General features: G+C 73.6%; 14 protein-coding genes and 1 tRNA gene. 6 read left to right on the top strand and 9 right to left on the bottom strand.

The features are described 5' to 3' along the window. Positions 1–71: 71 nt before the first annotated feature. A complete protein-coding gene (locus QC029_RS18730; RefSeq protein ID WP_279556852.1) occupies positions 72–1,430 on the bottom strand; it encodes a DUF445 domain-containing protein in 1,359 nt (452 codons plus the stop codon). Positions 1,431–1,670: 240 nt separating this feature from the next. Between QC029_RS18730 and QC029_RS18735 the strand changes: the two genes are divergently transcribed. After that, positions 1,671–2,969: an SGNH/GDSL hydrolase family protein gene (locus QC029_RS18735; protein WP_279556899.1), complete on the top strand. Its 1,299-nt coding sequence runs from the start codon at positions 1,671–1,673 to the stop codon at positions 2,967–2,969. Here QC029_RS18735 and QC029_RS18740 read toward each other — a convergent pair. The 3 genes from QC029_RS18740 to QC029_RS18750 all read right to left on the bottom strand — a co-directional run bounded on the left by QC029_RS18740 (position 2,952) and on the right by QC029_RS18750 (position 5,777). After that, positions 2,952–4,058: an ATP-binding cassette domain-containing protein gene (locus QC029_RS18740; RefSeq protein ID WP_279556853.1), complete on the bottom strand. Its 1,107-nt coding sequence runs from the start codon at positions 4,056–4,058 to the stop codon at positions 2,952–2,954. The genes QC029_RS18735 and QC029_RS18740 overlap by 18 nt on opposite strands. Before the next feature lie 20 nt (positions 4,059–4,078). Then, a complete protein-coding gene (locus QC029_RS18745) occupies positions 4,079–4,843 on the bottom strand; it encodes an ABC transporter permease (RefSeq protein WP_279556900.1) in 765 nt (254 codons plus the stop codon). A gap of 124 nt (positions 4,844–4,967) precedes the next feature. Then, positions 4,968–5,777 carry an ABC-2 family transporter protein gene (locus QC029_RS18750; RefSeq protein WP_279556854.1) on the bottom strand — a complete coding sequence of 270 codons (810 nt, stop codon included), beginning with the start codon at positions 5,775–5,777 and terminating at the stop codon, positions 4,968–4,970. A 297-nt stretch (positions 5,778–6,074) separates the two neighbouring features. Here QC029_RS18750 and QC029_RS18755 point away from each other — a divergent pair, with 297 nt between their 5' ends. After that, positions 6,075–8,561 (top strand): transglycosylase domain-containing protein, encoded by a 2,487-nt coding sequence (locus tag QC029_RS18755; RefSeq protein ID WP_279556855.1) that lies wholly within the window; start codon positions 6,075–6,077, stop codon positions 8,559–8,561. A gap of 62 nt (positions 8,562–8,623) precedes the next feature. On the opposite strand, the gene QC029_RS18760 is transcribed toward QC029_RS18755, so the two are convergent. Then, on the bottom strand, positions 8,624–8,926 hold the full coding sequence (locus QC029_RS18760; protein ID WP_093655608.1) for a co-chaperone GroES: 303 nt from the start codon (positions 8,924–8,926) through the stop codon (positions 8,624–8,626). 76 nt (positions 8,927–9,002) lie between these two features. Further along, the gene (locus tag QC029_RS18765) at positions 9,003–9,323 is read right to left on the bottom strand and encodes a DUF3618 domain-containing protein (protein ID WP_279556856.1); all 321 of its coding nucleotides are present in this window, start codon (positions 9,321–9,323) and stop codon (positions 9,003–9,005) included. Positions 9,324–9,521: 198 nt separating this feature from the next. Here QC029_RS18765 and bcp point away from each other — a divergent pair, with 198 nt between their 5' ends. The 4 genes from bcp (at position 9,522) to QC029_RS18785 (ending at position 11,633) form a co-directional block, all read left to right on the top strand. Beyond that, a complete protein-coding gene (gene bcp / locus QC029_RS18770; protein WP_279556857.1) occupies positions 9,522–9,989 on the top strand; it encodes a thioredoxin-dependent thiol peroxidase in 468 nt (155 codons plus the stop codon). A 182-nt stretch (positions 9,990–10,171) separates the two neighbouring features. Then, positions 10,172–10,819, top strand: a complete 648-nt coding sequence (locus tag QC029_RS18775; RefSeq protein WP_279556858.1) for an HNH endonuclease — start codon at positions 10,172–10,174, stop codon at positions 10,817–10,819. After that, positions 10,816–11,496, top strand: a complete 681-nt coding sequence (locus QC029_RS18780) for an HNH endonuclease (protein WP_279556859.1) — start codon at positions 10,816–10,818, stop codon at positions 11,494–11,496. The genes QC029_RS18775 and QC029_RS18780 overlap by 4 nt, the downstream gene beginning before the upstream one ends. Before the next feature lie 53 nt (positions 11,497–11,549). Further along, positions 11,550–11,633: transfer RNA gene (locus QC029_RS18785), tRNA-Leu, on the top strand. A 79-nt stretch (positions 11,634–11,712) separates the two neighbouring features. Here the strand turns inward: QC029_RS18785 and rdgB are convergent. The 3 genes from rdgB to rph form a co-directional block, all read right to left on the bottom strand. Further along, the gene (gene rdgB, locus QC029_RS18790; protein ID WP_279556860.1) at positions 11,713–12,318 is read right to left on the bottom strand and encodes an RdgB/HAM1 family non-canonical purine NTP pyrophosphatase; all 606 of its coding nucleotides are present in this window, start codon (positions 12,316–12,318) and stop codon (positions 11,713–11,715) included. A gap of 64 nt (positions 12,319–12,382) precedes the next feature. Beyond that, the gene (locus QC029_RS18795; RefSeq protein ID WP_279556861.1) at positions 12,383–12,760 is read right to left on the bottom strand and encodes a hypothetical protein; all 378 of its coding nucleotides are present in this window, start codon (positions 12,758–12,760) and stop codon (positions 12,383–12,385) included. Positions 12,761–12,909: 149 nt separating this feature from the next. Further along, entirely contained in the window at positions 12,910–13,653 is a 744-nt protein-coding gene (gene rph / locus QC029_RS18800) for a ribonuclease PH (protein WP_279556862.1), read from the bottom strand. Positions 13,654–13,701 lie beyond the last annotated feature (48 nt).

A 13,701-nucleotide genomic window follows, 5' to 3' on the forward strand; every position in this document is an offset into this window, starting at 1 on the left:
CCGCCGCCGGGGCCCGGGCGGGCGCGGGGCGGCGGCCCGCCGGGGCCCCCGCCCCGCTTCCCGGGCGCGCCTCAGCCGCCCAGCGCGTGGGCGACCGTGTGGATGGCCAGGCCCGCCAGCGCGCCCACCACCGTGCCGTTGATGCGGATGAACTGCAGGTCGCGGCCGATGTTCGCCTCGATCTTGCGGGAGGTGTGCTCGGCGTCCCAGCTCTCGACCGTCTCGGTGATCAGGGACGTGATCTCATGCCGGTAGGTGGTGACGACATGCGCCGCCGCCCCCTCGATCCAGCCGTCGACCTTGCCCTGCAGCCCTCCGTCCGCCGAGAGCCTCGCGCCCAGCGAGAGCACCGAGGTGCGCACCCGCAGCCGCAGCTGGCTGCGCTCGTCCTCCGCCGCCGCCACGATCATGGCCCGCACCGACGACCACGCCGAGGCGATCAGGTCCTGCACCTCGTCGCGGTCCAGGATCTCCGACTTCAGCCGCTCCACCCGCGCCCGGGTGCCGTCGTCGGACTGCAGGTCGCCGGCGAAGTCCCGCAGGAAGCGGTCCAGCGCCTCGCGCGCCGGGTGGTCGGGCATGTCCCGCATCTCGCCGACGAAGCGCAGCAGCTCCTTGTAGACGCGCTCGCCGACCTTGCGGTCCACGAAGCGCGGCGTCCACCCCGGCGCCCCGCCGGCCACCGCGTCCATCACCGAGTCGCTGTGCCACACCAGCCAGTCGTGGCCCCGGGAGACCACCAGGTCCACGATCCGGGCGTGGCCGCCGCCGGCGACGAGCCGCTCCAGCACCCGGCCCAGGCTCGGCGCGATCTCCCGGGCGTGGGCGCGGCGGGTGATCGCCTCGCCCACCACCGCCTGCACGTCGTTGTCCCGCAGCACGGTCAGCGCCCCGCGCAGCGCGGTGGACAGTTCGGCCGTCACCCGGTCGGCGTTGGCGGGCTGGGCGAGCCAGGCGCCCAGCCGGCCGCCGATGCCCACCGAGCGCAGCCGCCGCCGCACCACCTCCTCGGCCAGGAAGTTGTCGCCGACGAAGTCGCCGAGGCTGCGGCCCAGCTGGTCCTTCTTGGTCGGGATGATCGCGGTGTGCGGGATCGGCAGCCCCATCGGCCGCTTGAACAGCGCGGTCACCGCGAACCAGTCGGCCAGCGCGCCCACCATGCCCGCCTCGGCCGCCGCCGCCACGTAGCCCGCCCAGGCGCCCGCCCCCGCGTTCTCCGCCCAGGTGGCCAGCGCGAACACCACCGCCGCCACCAGCAGCGCGCCCGTCGCGATGGCCTTCATCCGGCGCACTCCGCGCCGTTTCTCCTCGTCGGCCGCCGTGAAGGCGGCCGGGTCGAAGGCGGGCCTGGCCGGCGCCCGGGTGCCGGCCCGTGTGCCGGTCCCGGGCGCGGCGTCCCCGGAGGTCTTCTCGTCCGTCGTCCGTTCCATCAACTCCACCCGTTCCCACCGTCCCCGTCCGCAATTGTCGCAAGGAGCCGCCGGTGGAACGGAAACGGCGCCGCCCGCGTCCGTCCATCGATCACGTAACAGGTGGGGACTCCCCGCCGGGGCACCCCAACTGCCGTGGGATCATGGGGAAACCGCCGATCACTTCGCACGCCTGGGCCTTCGCCGCCCGAGGGGGGACTCTTCCGTGTACGAGCGAGGCTGCCGCCCGTGAGCAGGAACATGGGATACGCCCTGCTGGCAGGGCTCGCGGCCGTCGTGGTCCTGGTCTCCAGCGCCGTCTTCGTCGGTTTCGGTGTCCGGGGCGGCGCCCCGGACACCGCGGCCCCGCGGGGCGGCGAGAACGCCGCGCCCGCGTCCTCCGGCGCCTGGGTGGGCACCTGGTCCGCCTCCCCGGCCGCCGCCGAACCGAACGCACCCGACGGCCACCCGGACGCCTCCCTGCGGAACGTGGTGCACACCTCCGTCGGGGGGAGCGCCGCCCGGATCCAGATCTCGAACCTCTTCGGCACCCGTCCGCTGACCGTCACCCACGCCACCCTCGCCCTGGCCGCCGCGCCCAGCGCGCCCGACGCCGCGCCCGGCAGCATGCGCCGGCTCACCTTCGGCGGCCGGACGGAGGTGACCGTCCCCGTCGGGGACGCCGTCACCAGCGACGCGGTACGGCTGAACGTGCCCGCCGCCGCCGACCTGCTGGTCACCCTCTACTCCCCCACCGGCTCCGGCGCCGTCACCCACCACCCCTCCGCGCGCCAGACCAGCTACCTGGCCCGGGGCGACCGGGCCGCCGACACCGAGGGCACCGCCTACACCGAGCAGACCACGTACTGGCGCCACCTGACCGCCGTGGACGTGTGGACGCACGAGGCCGAGGGCGCCGTCGTCGCGTTCGGCGACTCCATCACCGACGGCATCACCTCCAGCGTCGGCGCCAACCACCGCTGGACCGACTTCCTCGCCGACCGGCTGCGCACCGAGCGCGGCGCCCCCGCCTACAGCGTCCTCAACCAGGGCATCAGCGGGAACCGGATCCTCCTGGACGCCCCCGCCAACTCCCCCGGCAGCGGGCCCAGCGGACTGTCCCGGCTGGAGCGGGACGCGCTCTCGCGCACCGGCGCGCGGGTCCTGGTGATCCAGCTCGGCATCAACGACATCCTCAAGTCGCCCCACCAGACCGATCCCGGCAGGATCGTGGACGGCCTGGAGGAGCTCACCCAGCGCGCCCACCGGCGCGGGCTGCGGGTGATCGGGGCGACGCTGATGCCGTTCGGCGGGCACCGCAAGCACACCGCGCGCCTGGAGGCCGTACGGCAGCAGGTCAACGAGCAGATCCGCCGCGGCGGCGTCTTCGACGCGGTCGTCGACTTCGACGCGGCCCTGCGCGACCCCGCGCACCCGGAGCGGCTGCTCCCCGTCTACGACTCGGGCGACCACCTCCACCCCAGCGACAGCGGCTTCCGCGCGATGGCGGAGGCGCTCGACCCGAACCTGCTCAGGGGCGCCTCACCGGCCAGGCTCTGACCGGCCGGGCTCCGACCGGCCGGGTTCCGACCGGCCGGGCTCCGCAGGGCGTTCCACAGGGCCCCGGGAGGCCGGGACGGACGCCGCGGGACCGGCGGGCCCCGCGGCGTCCCGCGCGTACATCCGGGCGATGACGTCCTCGATGTCCGGCTCGCGCACCGACAGGTCCACCAGCGGGTGCTCCGCGGCGATCCGCGCCACCAGCGGCGCCGCGGACGCGTCCGCCGGGAAGGCCAGCCACTGGCGCGGGCCCTCCACCCGCACCGTCCGCGCGCCCCCGACCCGGATCGGCGGCGCCTCCCGCGCCAGGTCCACCACCAGCGTGCGCTCGCTGCCGCCCACCCGGTGCAGGCCCTCCAGCGCGCCGTCGTACACCAGGCGGCCGTGGTCGATGACCATCACCCGGTCGCACAGCTGCTCGATGTCCGTCAGGTCGTGGGTGGTCAGCAGCACCGTCACCCCGCGCTCGGCGTTGACCTCGCGCAGGAAGCCGCGCACCCGGGCCTTGCTGACCACGTCGAGCCCGATGGTCGGCTCGTCCAGGTACAGCACCTCCGGGTCGTGCAGCAGGGCCGCGGCGATGTCGCCGCGCATCCGCTGCCCCAGCGACAGCTGCCGCACCGGCACGTCCAGCAGGCCGCCCAGTTCCAGCAGTTCCACGCAGCGGTCCAGGTTGGCGCGCCAGCGCGCCTGCGGCACCCGGTAGATCCGCCGCACCAGCGCGTAGGAGTCCCGCAGCGGCAGGTCCCACCACAGCGTGGTGCGCTGCCCGAAGACCACGCCGATGCGCCGGGCCAGCCGGACGCGCTCCCGGGACGGGTCCACGCCCGCCACCCGGATCCGGCCGCCGCTGGGCGTCAGCACGCCCGTCAGCATCTTGATCGTGGTCGACTTCCCCGCCCCGTTCGGGCCGATGTAGCCGACCATCCGGCCGCGCGGCACCCGGAAGGAGATCCCGTCCACGGCCCGCACCCCGTGCACCTCGCGGCGCCAGCGCCCGGCCTTCCGCCGCACCCGGAAGACCTTCTCCACACCGTCCAGCTCGATGAACCCGTCCTCGCCGAGCCCGTTCCCGCCGCCGTCGCCCATCCCGTCCGGCCTCCCGCCGCCTAGCTCCCCGTGCTCCGATAACCCCGCAGCCCCGCCCGCCACGCCAGCCCGGCCAGCGCGCAGCACACCAGCGCCACCGCCGGCGAGGCGAAGTCCGCCCACCCCGGCAGCCCCAGCGGATCGTCCCGGCCCAGCACCCGCAGCGCGGGCAGCCAGTTGACGAAGGCCAGCGGGACGACGAACGTCACCCCGCGCACCAGTTCCCCGGCGAAGACCGTCGGCGGGTACTGCAGCAGGGTGTTGCCGCCGTAGGTGAACGCGTTCTGCACCTCGGCGGCGTCCAGCGCCCAGAACTGGAAGGCCGCCCCCGCCACCAGCAGCGCACCGAAGATCGCCGCCCCGCTCGGCACCATCACCGCCACCAGCGCCACCCGCCAGAGCGTCCAGTCCACCTCGACAAGCGTCAGCGACCAGCCCAGCACCGCCAGCGACTGCACGATCCGCCCCACCCGCCGCAGCGCGAAGCGGTCGGCGGCCACCTGGGCCAGCACCGGCACGGGGCGGACCAGCAGCGTGTCCAGCGTCCCGTCCCTCACCCGGGCGCCCAGCCGCTGCGTGGAGCCCATCAGCAGCTCGGTGATCCCGAAGGCGGCACCCGTCGTCCCGTACAGGAACGCCACCTCGGGCAGCGTGAACCCGCCGAGCACGCCGACGTGCGAGAACATGATCGCGATGCTGGCGAACTCCAGCCCGCTCACCAGCAGGTTCCCGATCGCCATCATCACGAACGACGTGCGGTAGGCCAGCGTCGAGCGCACCCACATCGCCGTGATCAGGACGTACGCCCGCAGCCCCTGCCACAGCAGCGCGAGCCGTCCCTCGAAGTCCTCCCTCTCCACAGCCACAGCCGCAGCCGCAGCCGCGCCCGCACCCGCGCCCGCCCCGGTCTCAGCCACCCTGCACCACCACCTTGCGGGTGGCCGCCGACTGCACCGCGCGCCCCGCCGCCAGCAGCAGCACCGCCCAGCAGCCCTGGAACGCCAGCGCGGCCGCCAGCCCCGCGCCCCGGTGCTCGCCCAGCAGGACGTCGGCGGGCACCTGGAGCATCGCCGCCCACGGCAGGAGGCGCACCACCTCGCCGAACCCCCCGGGGAAGACCGTCAGCGGCAGCAGCTGCCCGGAGAAGAACACGCACAGCAGGGAACTGAGCATGTTCACCCCCGCACCGTCCAGCAGCCAGAACGCGCTCAGCGCCACCAGGTAGCGCACCGCGAAGCCCACCAGCAGCCCCAGCGCCACCGACAGCGCGAACGCCGCCCACACCAGCGGATCGGCCGGCAGCGCCAGCGGGAAGGCCAGCGCGCCGACGGCCATCGGCACCGCGCCCCTGCCCAGCAGCTGGAACGCGGCCCGCCCCAGGTCGGAGGCCAGCCACCACAGTTGGAGGTCCACGGGCCGGTACAGGTCCACCACCACGTCCCCCGAGCGGATGCGCTCCTGCAGCTCCTCCTGGAACCCGCCGCCCAGCAGCGCCATCGCGGCCAGCAGCGCCTGCCCGGTCCACACGAACGTCAGCGCCTGCGCCCGGTCGTAGCCGCCCAGGTGCGGGCGCTCGCTCCACAGGGCGATGAACGTGTAGGAGAGGATGAAGCCGAAGACGGTGTTGGTGAACACGCCCGCCGCGGTGGCCGCCCGGTAGGCGACGTGGCGGCGGAACCCGCCGCCCGCGACGGCGAGGTAGAGACGGGACGCGTGCACCCTGGCCCCCGGTGTCTTCCGTGACGGACTCCCGGCGGCCGCCGGACGGCCTCCCGGGTGATGGCGGAGCGTGAGAGCTTAGCCACCCTGCGCCGCCGGCGGCCAGCGATTAACGGACCGTCCGGCGGCCCGCCCGCACGCCCGTTCACCCGTCCGGAGGCCGCCGAGAGACCGCCCCGCACCGCCACCGGTGTGACCCTGCCTCGCCCATCGGCGCGGATGATGCAAGAGTGTCCTACGGGGTGATCCGCAAGAAAACGGTACGAAAGACCCATACCGACAAGGAGCCCTGCGGTCATGAGCGAGGATCCCGAGGAGCTCAACGGCGACGAGAAACCCCCGCCGCGGCGCACCGGTCCACGGCGGCTGCTGCCCACCGGGCGGACCCTCCTGGGCGCCACCGCCGTGGTCCTCCTGGCGGGCGCCGGAACGCTGATCGCCGGCTACGCGCTCGTGGAGATCCCCGAACCCAACTCCACGGCCGCCGCCCAGAACAACGTCTACCTCTACTCCGACGGCACCCAGCTCGCCCGCGACGGCGACATCAACCGCCAGAACGTCGAGCTCGACGACGTCCCCGAGAGCGTCCGGCGGGCCGTGCTCGCCGCCGAGGACCGGGACTTCTACCACCAGCCCGCCGTCGACGTGAAGGCCATGATCCGCGCCGGCTGGAACATGCTGCGGGGCGAGGGCAAGCAGTCCGGCTCCACCATCACCCAGCAGTACGTCAAGAACTACTACCTCGGCCAGGAGCAGACCCTCACCCGCAAGACCAAGGAGTTCTTCATCGCCCTCAAGCTGGACCGCGAGGTGGGCAAGGACGAGATCCTCGCCGGCTACCTCAACACCAGCTACTTCGGCCGCCACGCCTACGGCGTCCAGGCCGCCGCCCAGGCCTACTACGGCAAGGACGCCGGCGACCTGACCACCGCCGAGGGCGCCTACCTCGCGGCCCTCCTCAACTCCCCCAACCTCTACGACGTCGCCGCCCACCCCGAGAACCGGGAGCGCGCCGTCGCCCGCTGGAACTACGTCCTCGGCGGCATGGTCAAGGAAGGCTGGCTCACCCCCCGCGAACGCGCCGCCGCCGAATTCCCCGAGCCCGACCCCGCCAAGCCCCCCACCGGCCTGTCCGGCCAGCGCGGCTACCTCGTCGAGGCCGTCAAACACCACCTCGTCGCCCGGGACGTCCTCAGCGAGGAACGCCTGGCCCAGGGCGGCTTCCGCATCACCACCACCATCGACCGCCGCAAACAGGAGGCCCTGGTCGAGGCCGTCGAACGCGAACTGATCTCCCAGCTCAGCGAGGAGCGCGAGGTCGACCGCCACGTCCGCGCCGGCGGCACCTCCATCGACCCCGACACCGGCGAGGTCGTCGCCATGTACGGCGGCGTCGACTACACCCGGCAGTTCGTCAACAACGCCACCCGCCGCGACTACCAGCCCGGCTCCACCTTCAAGCCCTTCGTCTACGCGGCCGCCCTGGAGCACCGCGCCAGGACCCGCGGCGGCGACCTCATCGGCCCCAACACCACCTACGAGGGCGACAGCGGGCGCACCGTCATCGGCCCCGACGGCCCCACCACCTGGAAACCCGAGAACGAGGACCAGGTCGACTACGGCGACATCACCGTCAGCAAGGCCATGGACAAGTCCGTCAACGCCGTCTTCGCCCAGATGGGCGTGGACGTCGGCCCCGCGAAGGTCAAGGAGACCGCCATCCGCCTCGGCCTCCCCGACACCACCCCCGGCATGGCCGAGGCCCAGGGTTCGGTCTCCCTGGGCACCTCCACCCCCAGCACCCTCGACATGGCCCAGGCGTACGCCTCCCTCGCCAACCACGGCGAGCGCGTCGACCACACCCTCGTCAAGGAGATCAGGCACGGCGGCGAGCGCGTCCGGATCCCCGAGTCCGCCACCCTGCGGGCCGTCTCCCGCGCCACCGCCGACGCCACCACCGCCGTCCTGCGCGGCGTGGTCAGGAACGGCACCGCCACCGCCGCCCAGGCCGCCGGACGCCCCGCCGCCGGCAAGACCGGCACCGCGGAGGAGGACCGGGCCGCCTGGTTCGCCGGCTACACCCCCGACCTCGCCACCGTCGTCGCCGTCATGGGCCAGGACCCCGAGACCGGCGTCCACAAGTCCCTCTACGGCGCCGCCGGACTGGCCCGCGTCAACGGCGGCGGCATCCCCGCCCGGATCTGGGCCGCCTACACCGCCCAGGCGCTGCGCGACACCCCCGTCAAGGACTTCGAACTCAAGCCCGGCGGGAAGGACCGCGTTCCCAAGGCCTCCCCCGACCCCTCCGGCAGCGCCTCCCCGGACGCCTCGGACGCCCCGGACGAGGACCCCACCCAGGTCGGCGACCGCGGGGACGCCCCGGACGCCTCCGGCTCCCCCGGCCCCGGAAGGGACGACGCCGGGAACGCCGCGGACGGCGAGGACACGCCGGACGACGGGGCCAACGGCAGGCCCGGCCCCGGGGAGACCCGGAAGGCGCCCCAGGAGTCCGGCGCACCCGGGAAGTCCGACGGGAAGTCCGGAGAGCACGGGAAGTCCGACGGGAAGGCCCGGGAGAAGACGGCGGAGAGGCCGACGCAGAAGTCGGCGCAGAAATCGACGGAGAAACCCGCGGGGAAGCCCGCGGACCGGACGGCGAGGCCCCCCGCCGAGCGAGGAGACGGCAGGAACCCGGCCGGGTCCTCCCCGCCCCCCTCGGCGGGGAACTCCCCCGGGCCGCGCCCGGAGGCGTCCTCCGGCGCCTCCCGCACCCCCCGGCCGTAGGCCGGGCGGACCGACGGGCCCCGCGGAAGACCGCGGGGCCCGCGCGTACGGAACCGGTGGACCTACAGGTACAGGCCGGTGGAGTCCTCGGACCCCTGCAGCCGCTCGGCCGCCACCGCGTGCAGGTCGCGCTCGCGCATCAGCACGTACGCGACCCCGCGCACCTCCACCTCGGCCCGGTCGGCCGGGTCGAACAGCACGCGGTCACCGGGCTCCACCGTGCGCACGTTCTGCCCGACGGCGACCACCTCGGCCCAGTTCAGCCTGCGGCCGACCGCGGCCGTCGCCGGGATGACGATGCCGCCGGAGGAACGGCGCTCGCCCTCGGGGATGTCGGTACGCACCAGCACCCGGTCGTGCAGCATCCGGATGGGCAGCTTGTCGTGGTGGGACGTCTTGGAGCTCACGGCGAAACCGTATCTCAGCCCGCCTCGCCGCCGCTCAGCGGCGCCTGCGCCGGGACGACACCACCAGCAGCCCGGCCACCCCGACCACCACCAGCGCCACCGGCACGATCCGGGCCGCCCGCGGCCGCCCGTCCTCGTCCGTGAACCGGTCCCGCACGTCCGACAGCGCGTGGTTCACCGCGACGTACGCCCGGCCCGCCGTGCGGTCGACGGCCGACGCCGCCCGCGCCCGCACGTCGCCGGCGATCGTCTTCGGGTGCACCCTCACCGCCAGTTCGTCCAGCGTCTCGGCGAGCTCCTGCCGCCTGCGGACGATCTCCGCCTCGATCTCCGCGGGGGTCCTGGCTTCCGACACCGCACTGCCTCCGTCGTCTCGTCCGTCTCGTCTGCCCCACCCGGGCTGCCGTGTACCGGGCTTCCGGCCACCGGACAGTGTGGCAGTTCCCTCCCGTCCGATGCCCCGCGCCACCCCCGTCACACCCCGTGGCTAGGCTTTCGAACCGATAACGGACCCCGGCCCCGGGGACCGGAGAGCCCCGCCCGAGGAGTACGGATGAGCGAGCGACTGCAACCCGGCGACACCGCACCGGCCTTCACCCTGCCCGACGCCGACGGCAACCCCGTCTCGCTCGCCGACCACGCCGGGCGCAAGGTCATCGTCTACTTCTACCCCGCCGCCCTCACCCCGGGCTGCACCAAGCAGGCCTGCGACTTCACCGACAACCTCGAGCTCCTCGCCGGCGCGGGCTACGACGTGATCGGCGTCTCCCCCGACAAGCCGGAGAAGCTCGCCAGGTTCCGGGAGAAGGAGAGCCTGCGGGTCACCCTCGTCGGCGACCCGGAGAAGAAGGTCCTGGAGGCGTACGGCGCCTTCGGCGAGAAGAAGCTCTACGGCAGGACCGTCACGGGCGTCATCCGCTCCACGGTGATCGTCGACGAGGAGGGGAAGGTCGAGCGGGCGCTGTACAACGTCAAGGCCACGGGCCACGTCGCCAAGCTCATCCGGGACCTCGCTCTCTGACTGCCCTCCGAGCGCCCTCCGTCCGCCCTCTGAACGCCCTCCGTCCGCCTTCCGGCCGCCCTCTGCCCCGCCCCCTCCCCCACCCGGCGTAACCACCCGGCGCGCCGTTCGTTGACCAGTGCGAGTCCGCGACGGACGACCGAACGAACACCGCGCGGACGGGGAAGCGAGGGGGAGGGGCCGTGGCAAGCCCGTACACACGCGAGCGCCTCGCCCGGGCCGCGGCGTCGTCGACGACGCTCACCGGGGCACTGGTCGAACTCGGAGTCGATCCGAGGAGCGGAACGCGACGCTACGTCCACGCTCGCATGAAGTCCATGGGGATCGACGTCTCGCACTTCCGGCGCGAGGGGGAGCGCTGGACCAGAGAGGTCCTGGAGGAGGCCGTCGGGGCCTCGACGAGTGTGTGCGGCGTCCTGCGTCACCTCGGCCTCGACGTCGTCGGCGGCCACCACACGCACATCGGCCGGAAGATCAGGGCTCTCGGCATCGACACCTCGCACTTCGTCACCCGGCCCGACTCCCGCGGCCGCGGAAGACGCCGTACGGCGCGGGAGGTACTGGTCAAGGCGGACGGCCCTCGTGCCCGGCGCGTTCCCGGCAGCCGCCTCAAGCGGCACATGCTGGAGTTCGGCGTCTCCGACGTCTGTGCGCTGTGCGGGGTCCCGCCCGTCTGGCGAGGCCGCCCGCTGCCGCTCGAAGTGGACCACCTCAACGGTGACTGGCGGGACAACCGCATCGGCAATCTGCGGCTGCTCTGCCCCAACTGCCATTCCACGACGGGGAGCTACCGTGGCCGCGGCAAGCGCCGCGCGGAGACGGCGCGATGAGCGGTACGCGCTACACGCGGGAGGTGCTGGCCGAAGCGGCCGGGACATGCGCCGACATCGACGAGGTCATCGCCTACCTCGGCATCCGGCCCTACCACCAGCTCCGCCGCCACCTCCTCCGGCGCTTCGCCCACTTCGGCATCGACGTGTCGCACTTCCCCGCACCCCGACGGCCGGGGCAACGGATCGTGCCGTGTCCGCCGATCGGCGAACTGCGCGACGCCGTGGCGGAGTCCAGGTCCATCGCCGCCGTCCTGAGACGGCTGGGGCGGCCGGACAACGCCCGCTCCCGTGCCGCGCTCCGCCGGTGGATCTCACAGAACGGAATTGACGTCTCGCACTTCCTCGGCCAGGCGCATCAACGCGGCAGGAGCGGCACGGCACCGGCCGGACGGCCTGACGAGGTCCTGGTGAGGCACAACGGGGAACGGCGCACGAGGACGGCCGTACTCCGCCGGGCACTGCGCGAGATCGGTGTCGCCGAGCGGTGCGCCGAGTGCGGTACGGGCCCCGTATGGCACGGGCGGCCGATGACACTCGAAGTCGATCACGTCAACGGCGACTGGAGCGACGACCGTCCCGGCAACCTCCGGCTCCTCTGCCCGAACTGCCACGCGATCACCGCGACCTGGTGCCGCGGGGGCCGGAGGCGGAGGGGACGCCCTGTCACCGGCTGACTCGCGCCCGCCTGCGCGGGGTGCCCTTGGGCCGATACGATGGCGTACGACCAGCGGCCGTGGCGGAATTGGCCTACGCGCAGCACTTAGGATGCTGTGGGAGAAATCCCTTGAGGGTTCGAGTCCCTCCGGCCGCACAGACCTTGGATTCGAAGGCCCGGCTCGGAGAGCCGGGCCTTCGGCGTTGTCGGGGCGACCGGCCCGACGGGGCGGCCGTCAGGCCAGCAGTTCCCGGATCACCGGGGCCAGGGCGCGGAACGCCTGGCCGCGGTGGCTGATGGCGTTCTTCTCGTCCGGGGTGAGCTCGGCGCAGGTGCGCGTCTCGCCGTCGGGCTGGAGGATGGGGTCGTAGCCGAAGCCGCCGGTGCCGGCGGGTTCGCGGCGCAGGGTGCCGGGCAGACGGCCCTCGACGACGCGTTCGGTGCCGTCGGGGAGGGCCAGGGCCGCGGCACAGGCGAAGTGCGCGGCGCGGTGGGCGTCGTCGATGTCGGAGAGCTGGGCGAGGAGCAGGTCGAGGTTGGCCTTGTCGTCGCCGTGGCGTCCGGACCAGCGGGCGGAGAAGATGCCGGGGGCTCCGCCGAGCACGTCGACGCACAGGCCGGAGTCGTCGGCGACGGCGGGTACGCCGGTGGCCTGGGCCAGGGTGCGCGCCTTGAGGAGCGCGTTCTCGGCGAAGGTGGTGCCGGTCTCCTTCACGTCCGGGACTTCGGGGTAGGCGTCGGCTCCGACCAGGGCGAGGTCCAGTCCGGCGGCGGAGAGGATGGCCTCCAGTTCTCGGACCTTGTGGGCGTTGCGGGTGGCGAGGATCAGGCGCTGGCTCATGGGGACCGATTATCCCCGTCCGGCCGCCGGAATCACCGGGCCGGCCGGCGCCGGGCCGCTCCCGTCAGCCGGGGGTGCAGACCTGGGTCAGTTCGTCGGCGGCGTCGACGACGGGGCCGACGTCGGGGGCCTTGCCCTGCTCCACGGACTCGCGGACGTTGTCGACGGACTTCTGGAGGTCCTCGGCGACCTTGCCGATGTCGGCGTTGTCCGTGCTTCCGGTGATCTTGTCGAGGTTCTCGTCGATGCGGTTGAGGGACTCGTTGATCTCGGCGGGGTTCTCGATCCCGTCGGCGGCGGCCTGCTGGAGGGCGTTGGCGCTGTCGACGATGACGACGGCGGTGTTGGCGCAGTCCAGCGCGTTCTGGACGGCGCTGCACCCCACCAGGGGGAGGGCGAGGACGACGGGAGCGAGTGCGGCGAGGGTGGTCCGGCGACGCATGGGGTCCTCTCTGTCTGGACGGGCCGCACGGCTCGACCCGTACGGCCCGTGCCCTGTAGGACGCGTAAAGCGCTCGCAAAGTTCCGCGCCCCGCCGCGTTCCCGGCCGCTTTCTCATTCGGTGTCACCCGGACGGCGGGGCGGCGGTGTTCACGCCGCGGGCAGCGATCCCGTGTCCAGCGCCCGGCGCTGGGCGTCGTCGAGCCGGGCGCAGCCGGCGACGGCGAGGTCGAGGAGGGCGTCGAGTTCGGTGCGGGCGAAGGGGACTCCCTCGGCGGTGCCCTGGACTTCGACGAAGCGGCCGTCGCCGGTGCAGACGACGTTCATGTCGGTCTCGGCGCGGACGTCCTCCTCGTAGCAGAGGTCGAGGAGGGGGGTGCCGTCGACGATACCGACGCTGACGGCGGAGACGGTGCCGGTCAGCGGCTGGGCCTTGGCGCGGACGAGTTTGTTGTCGCGGGCCCAGGCGAGGGCGTCGGCGAGGGCGACGTAGGAGCCGGTGATGGCGGCGGTGCGGGTGCCGCCGTCGGCCTGGAGGACGTCGCAGTCGAGGACGACGGTGTTCTCGCCGAGGGCCTTGAGGTCGACGACGGCGCGCAGGGAGCGGCCGATGAGGCGGGAGATCTCGTGGGTGCGTCCGCCGATGCGGCCGCGGACGGACTCGCGGTCGCCCCGGGTGTTGGTGGAGCGGGGCAGCATGGCGTACTCGGCGGTGATCCAGCCCTCGCCGCTGCCCTTGCGCCAGCGGGGTACGCCCTCGGTGACGCTGGCGGTGCAGAGGACCCGGGTGTCGCCGAAGGAGACGAGGACGGAGCCCTCGGCGTGCTTGCTCCAGCCGCGTTCGATGGTGACGGGGCGGAGTTGTTCGGCTGTGCGGCCGTCGATGCGTGACATGGGTGCGAGCCTAGTGCCACGGGCGGAACGGCCGGTTCGGGGAACGGC

The sequence above is a fragment of the Streptomyces sp. DH37 genome, from assembly GCF_029813835.1.
GTDB lineage: Bacteria > Actinomycetota > Actinomycetes > Streptomycetales > Streptomycetaceae > Streptomyces.

What these genes read in the sequence shown, in the direction of transcription:
- QC029_RS18730 (WP_279556852.1), bottom strand. Translation starts at nt 1,430, where the DNA reads ATGGAACGGACGACGGACGAGAAGACCTCCGGGGACGCCGCGCCCGGG.
- QC029_RS18735 (WP_279556899.1), top strand. Translation starts at nt 1,671, where the DNA reads ATGGGATACGCCCTGCTGGCAGGGCTCGCGGCCGTCGTGGTCCTGGTC.
- QC029_RS18740 (WP_279556853.1), bottom strand. Translation starts at nt 4,058, where the DNA reads ATGGGCGACGGCGGCGGGAACGGGCTCGGCGAGGACGGGTTCATCGAG.
- QC029_RS18745 (WP_279556900.1), bottom strand. Translation starts at nt 4,843, where the DNA reads ATGTGGGTGCGCTCGACGCTGGCCTACCGCACGTCGTTCGTGATGATG.
- QC029_RS18755 (WP_279556855.1), top strand. Translation starts at nt 6,075, where the DNA reads ATGAGCGAGGATCCCGAGGAGCTCAACGGCGACGAGAAACCCCCGCCG.
- QC029_RS18760 (WP_093655608.1), bottom strand. Translation starts at nt 8,926, where the DNA reads ATGCTGCACGACCGGGTGCTGGTGCGTACCGACATCCCCGAGGGCGAG.
- bcp (WP_279556857.1), top strand. Translation starts at nt 9,522, where the DNA reads ATGAGCGAGCGACTGCAACCCGGCGACACCGCACCGGCCTTCACCCTG.
- QC029_RS18780 (WP_279556859.1), top strand. Translation starts at nt 10,816, where the DNA reads ATGAGCGGTACGCGCTACACGCGGGAGGTGCTGGCCGAAGCGGCCGGG.
- rdgB (WP_279556860.1), bottom strand. Translation starts at nt 12,318, where the DNA reads ATGAGCCAGCGCCTGATCCTCGCCACCCGCAACGCCCACAAGGTCCGA.
- QC029_RS18795 (WP_279556861.1), bottom strand. Translation starts at nt 12,760, where the DNA reads ATGCGTCGCCGGACCACCCTCGCCGCACTCGCTCCCGTCGTCCTCGCC.
- rph (WP_279556862.1), bottom strand. Translation starts at nt 13,653, where the DNA reads ATGTCACGCATCGACGGCCGCACAGCCGAACAACTCCGCCCCGTCACC.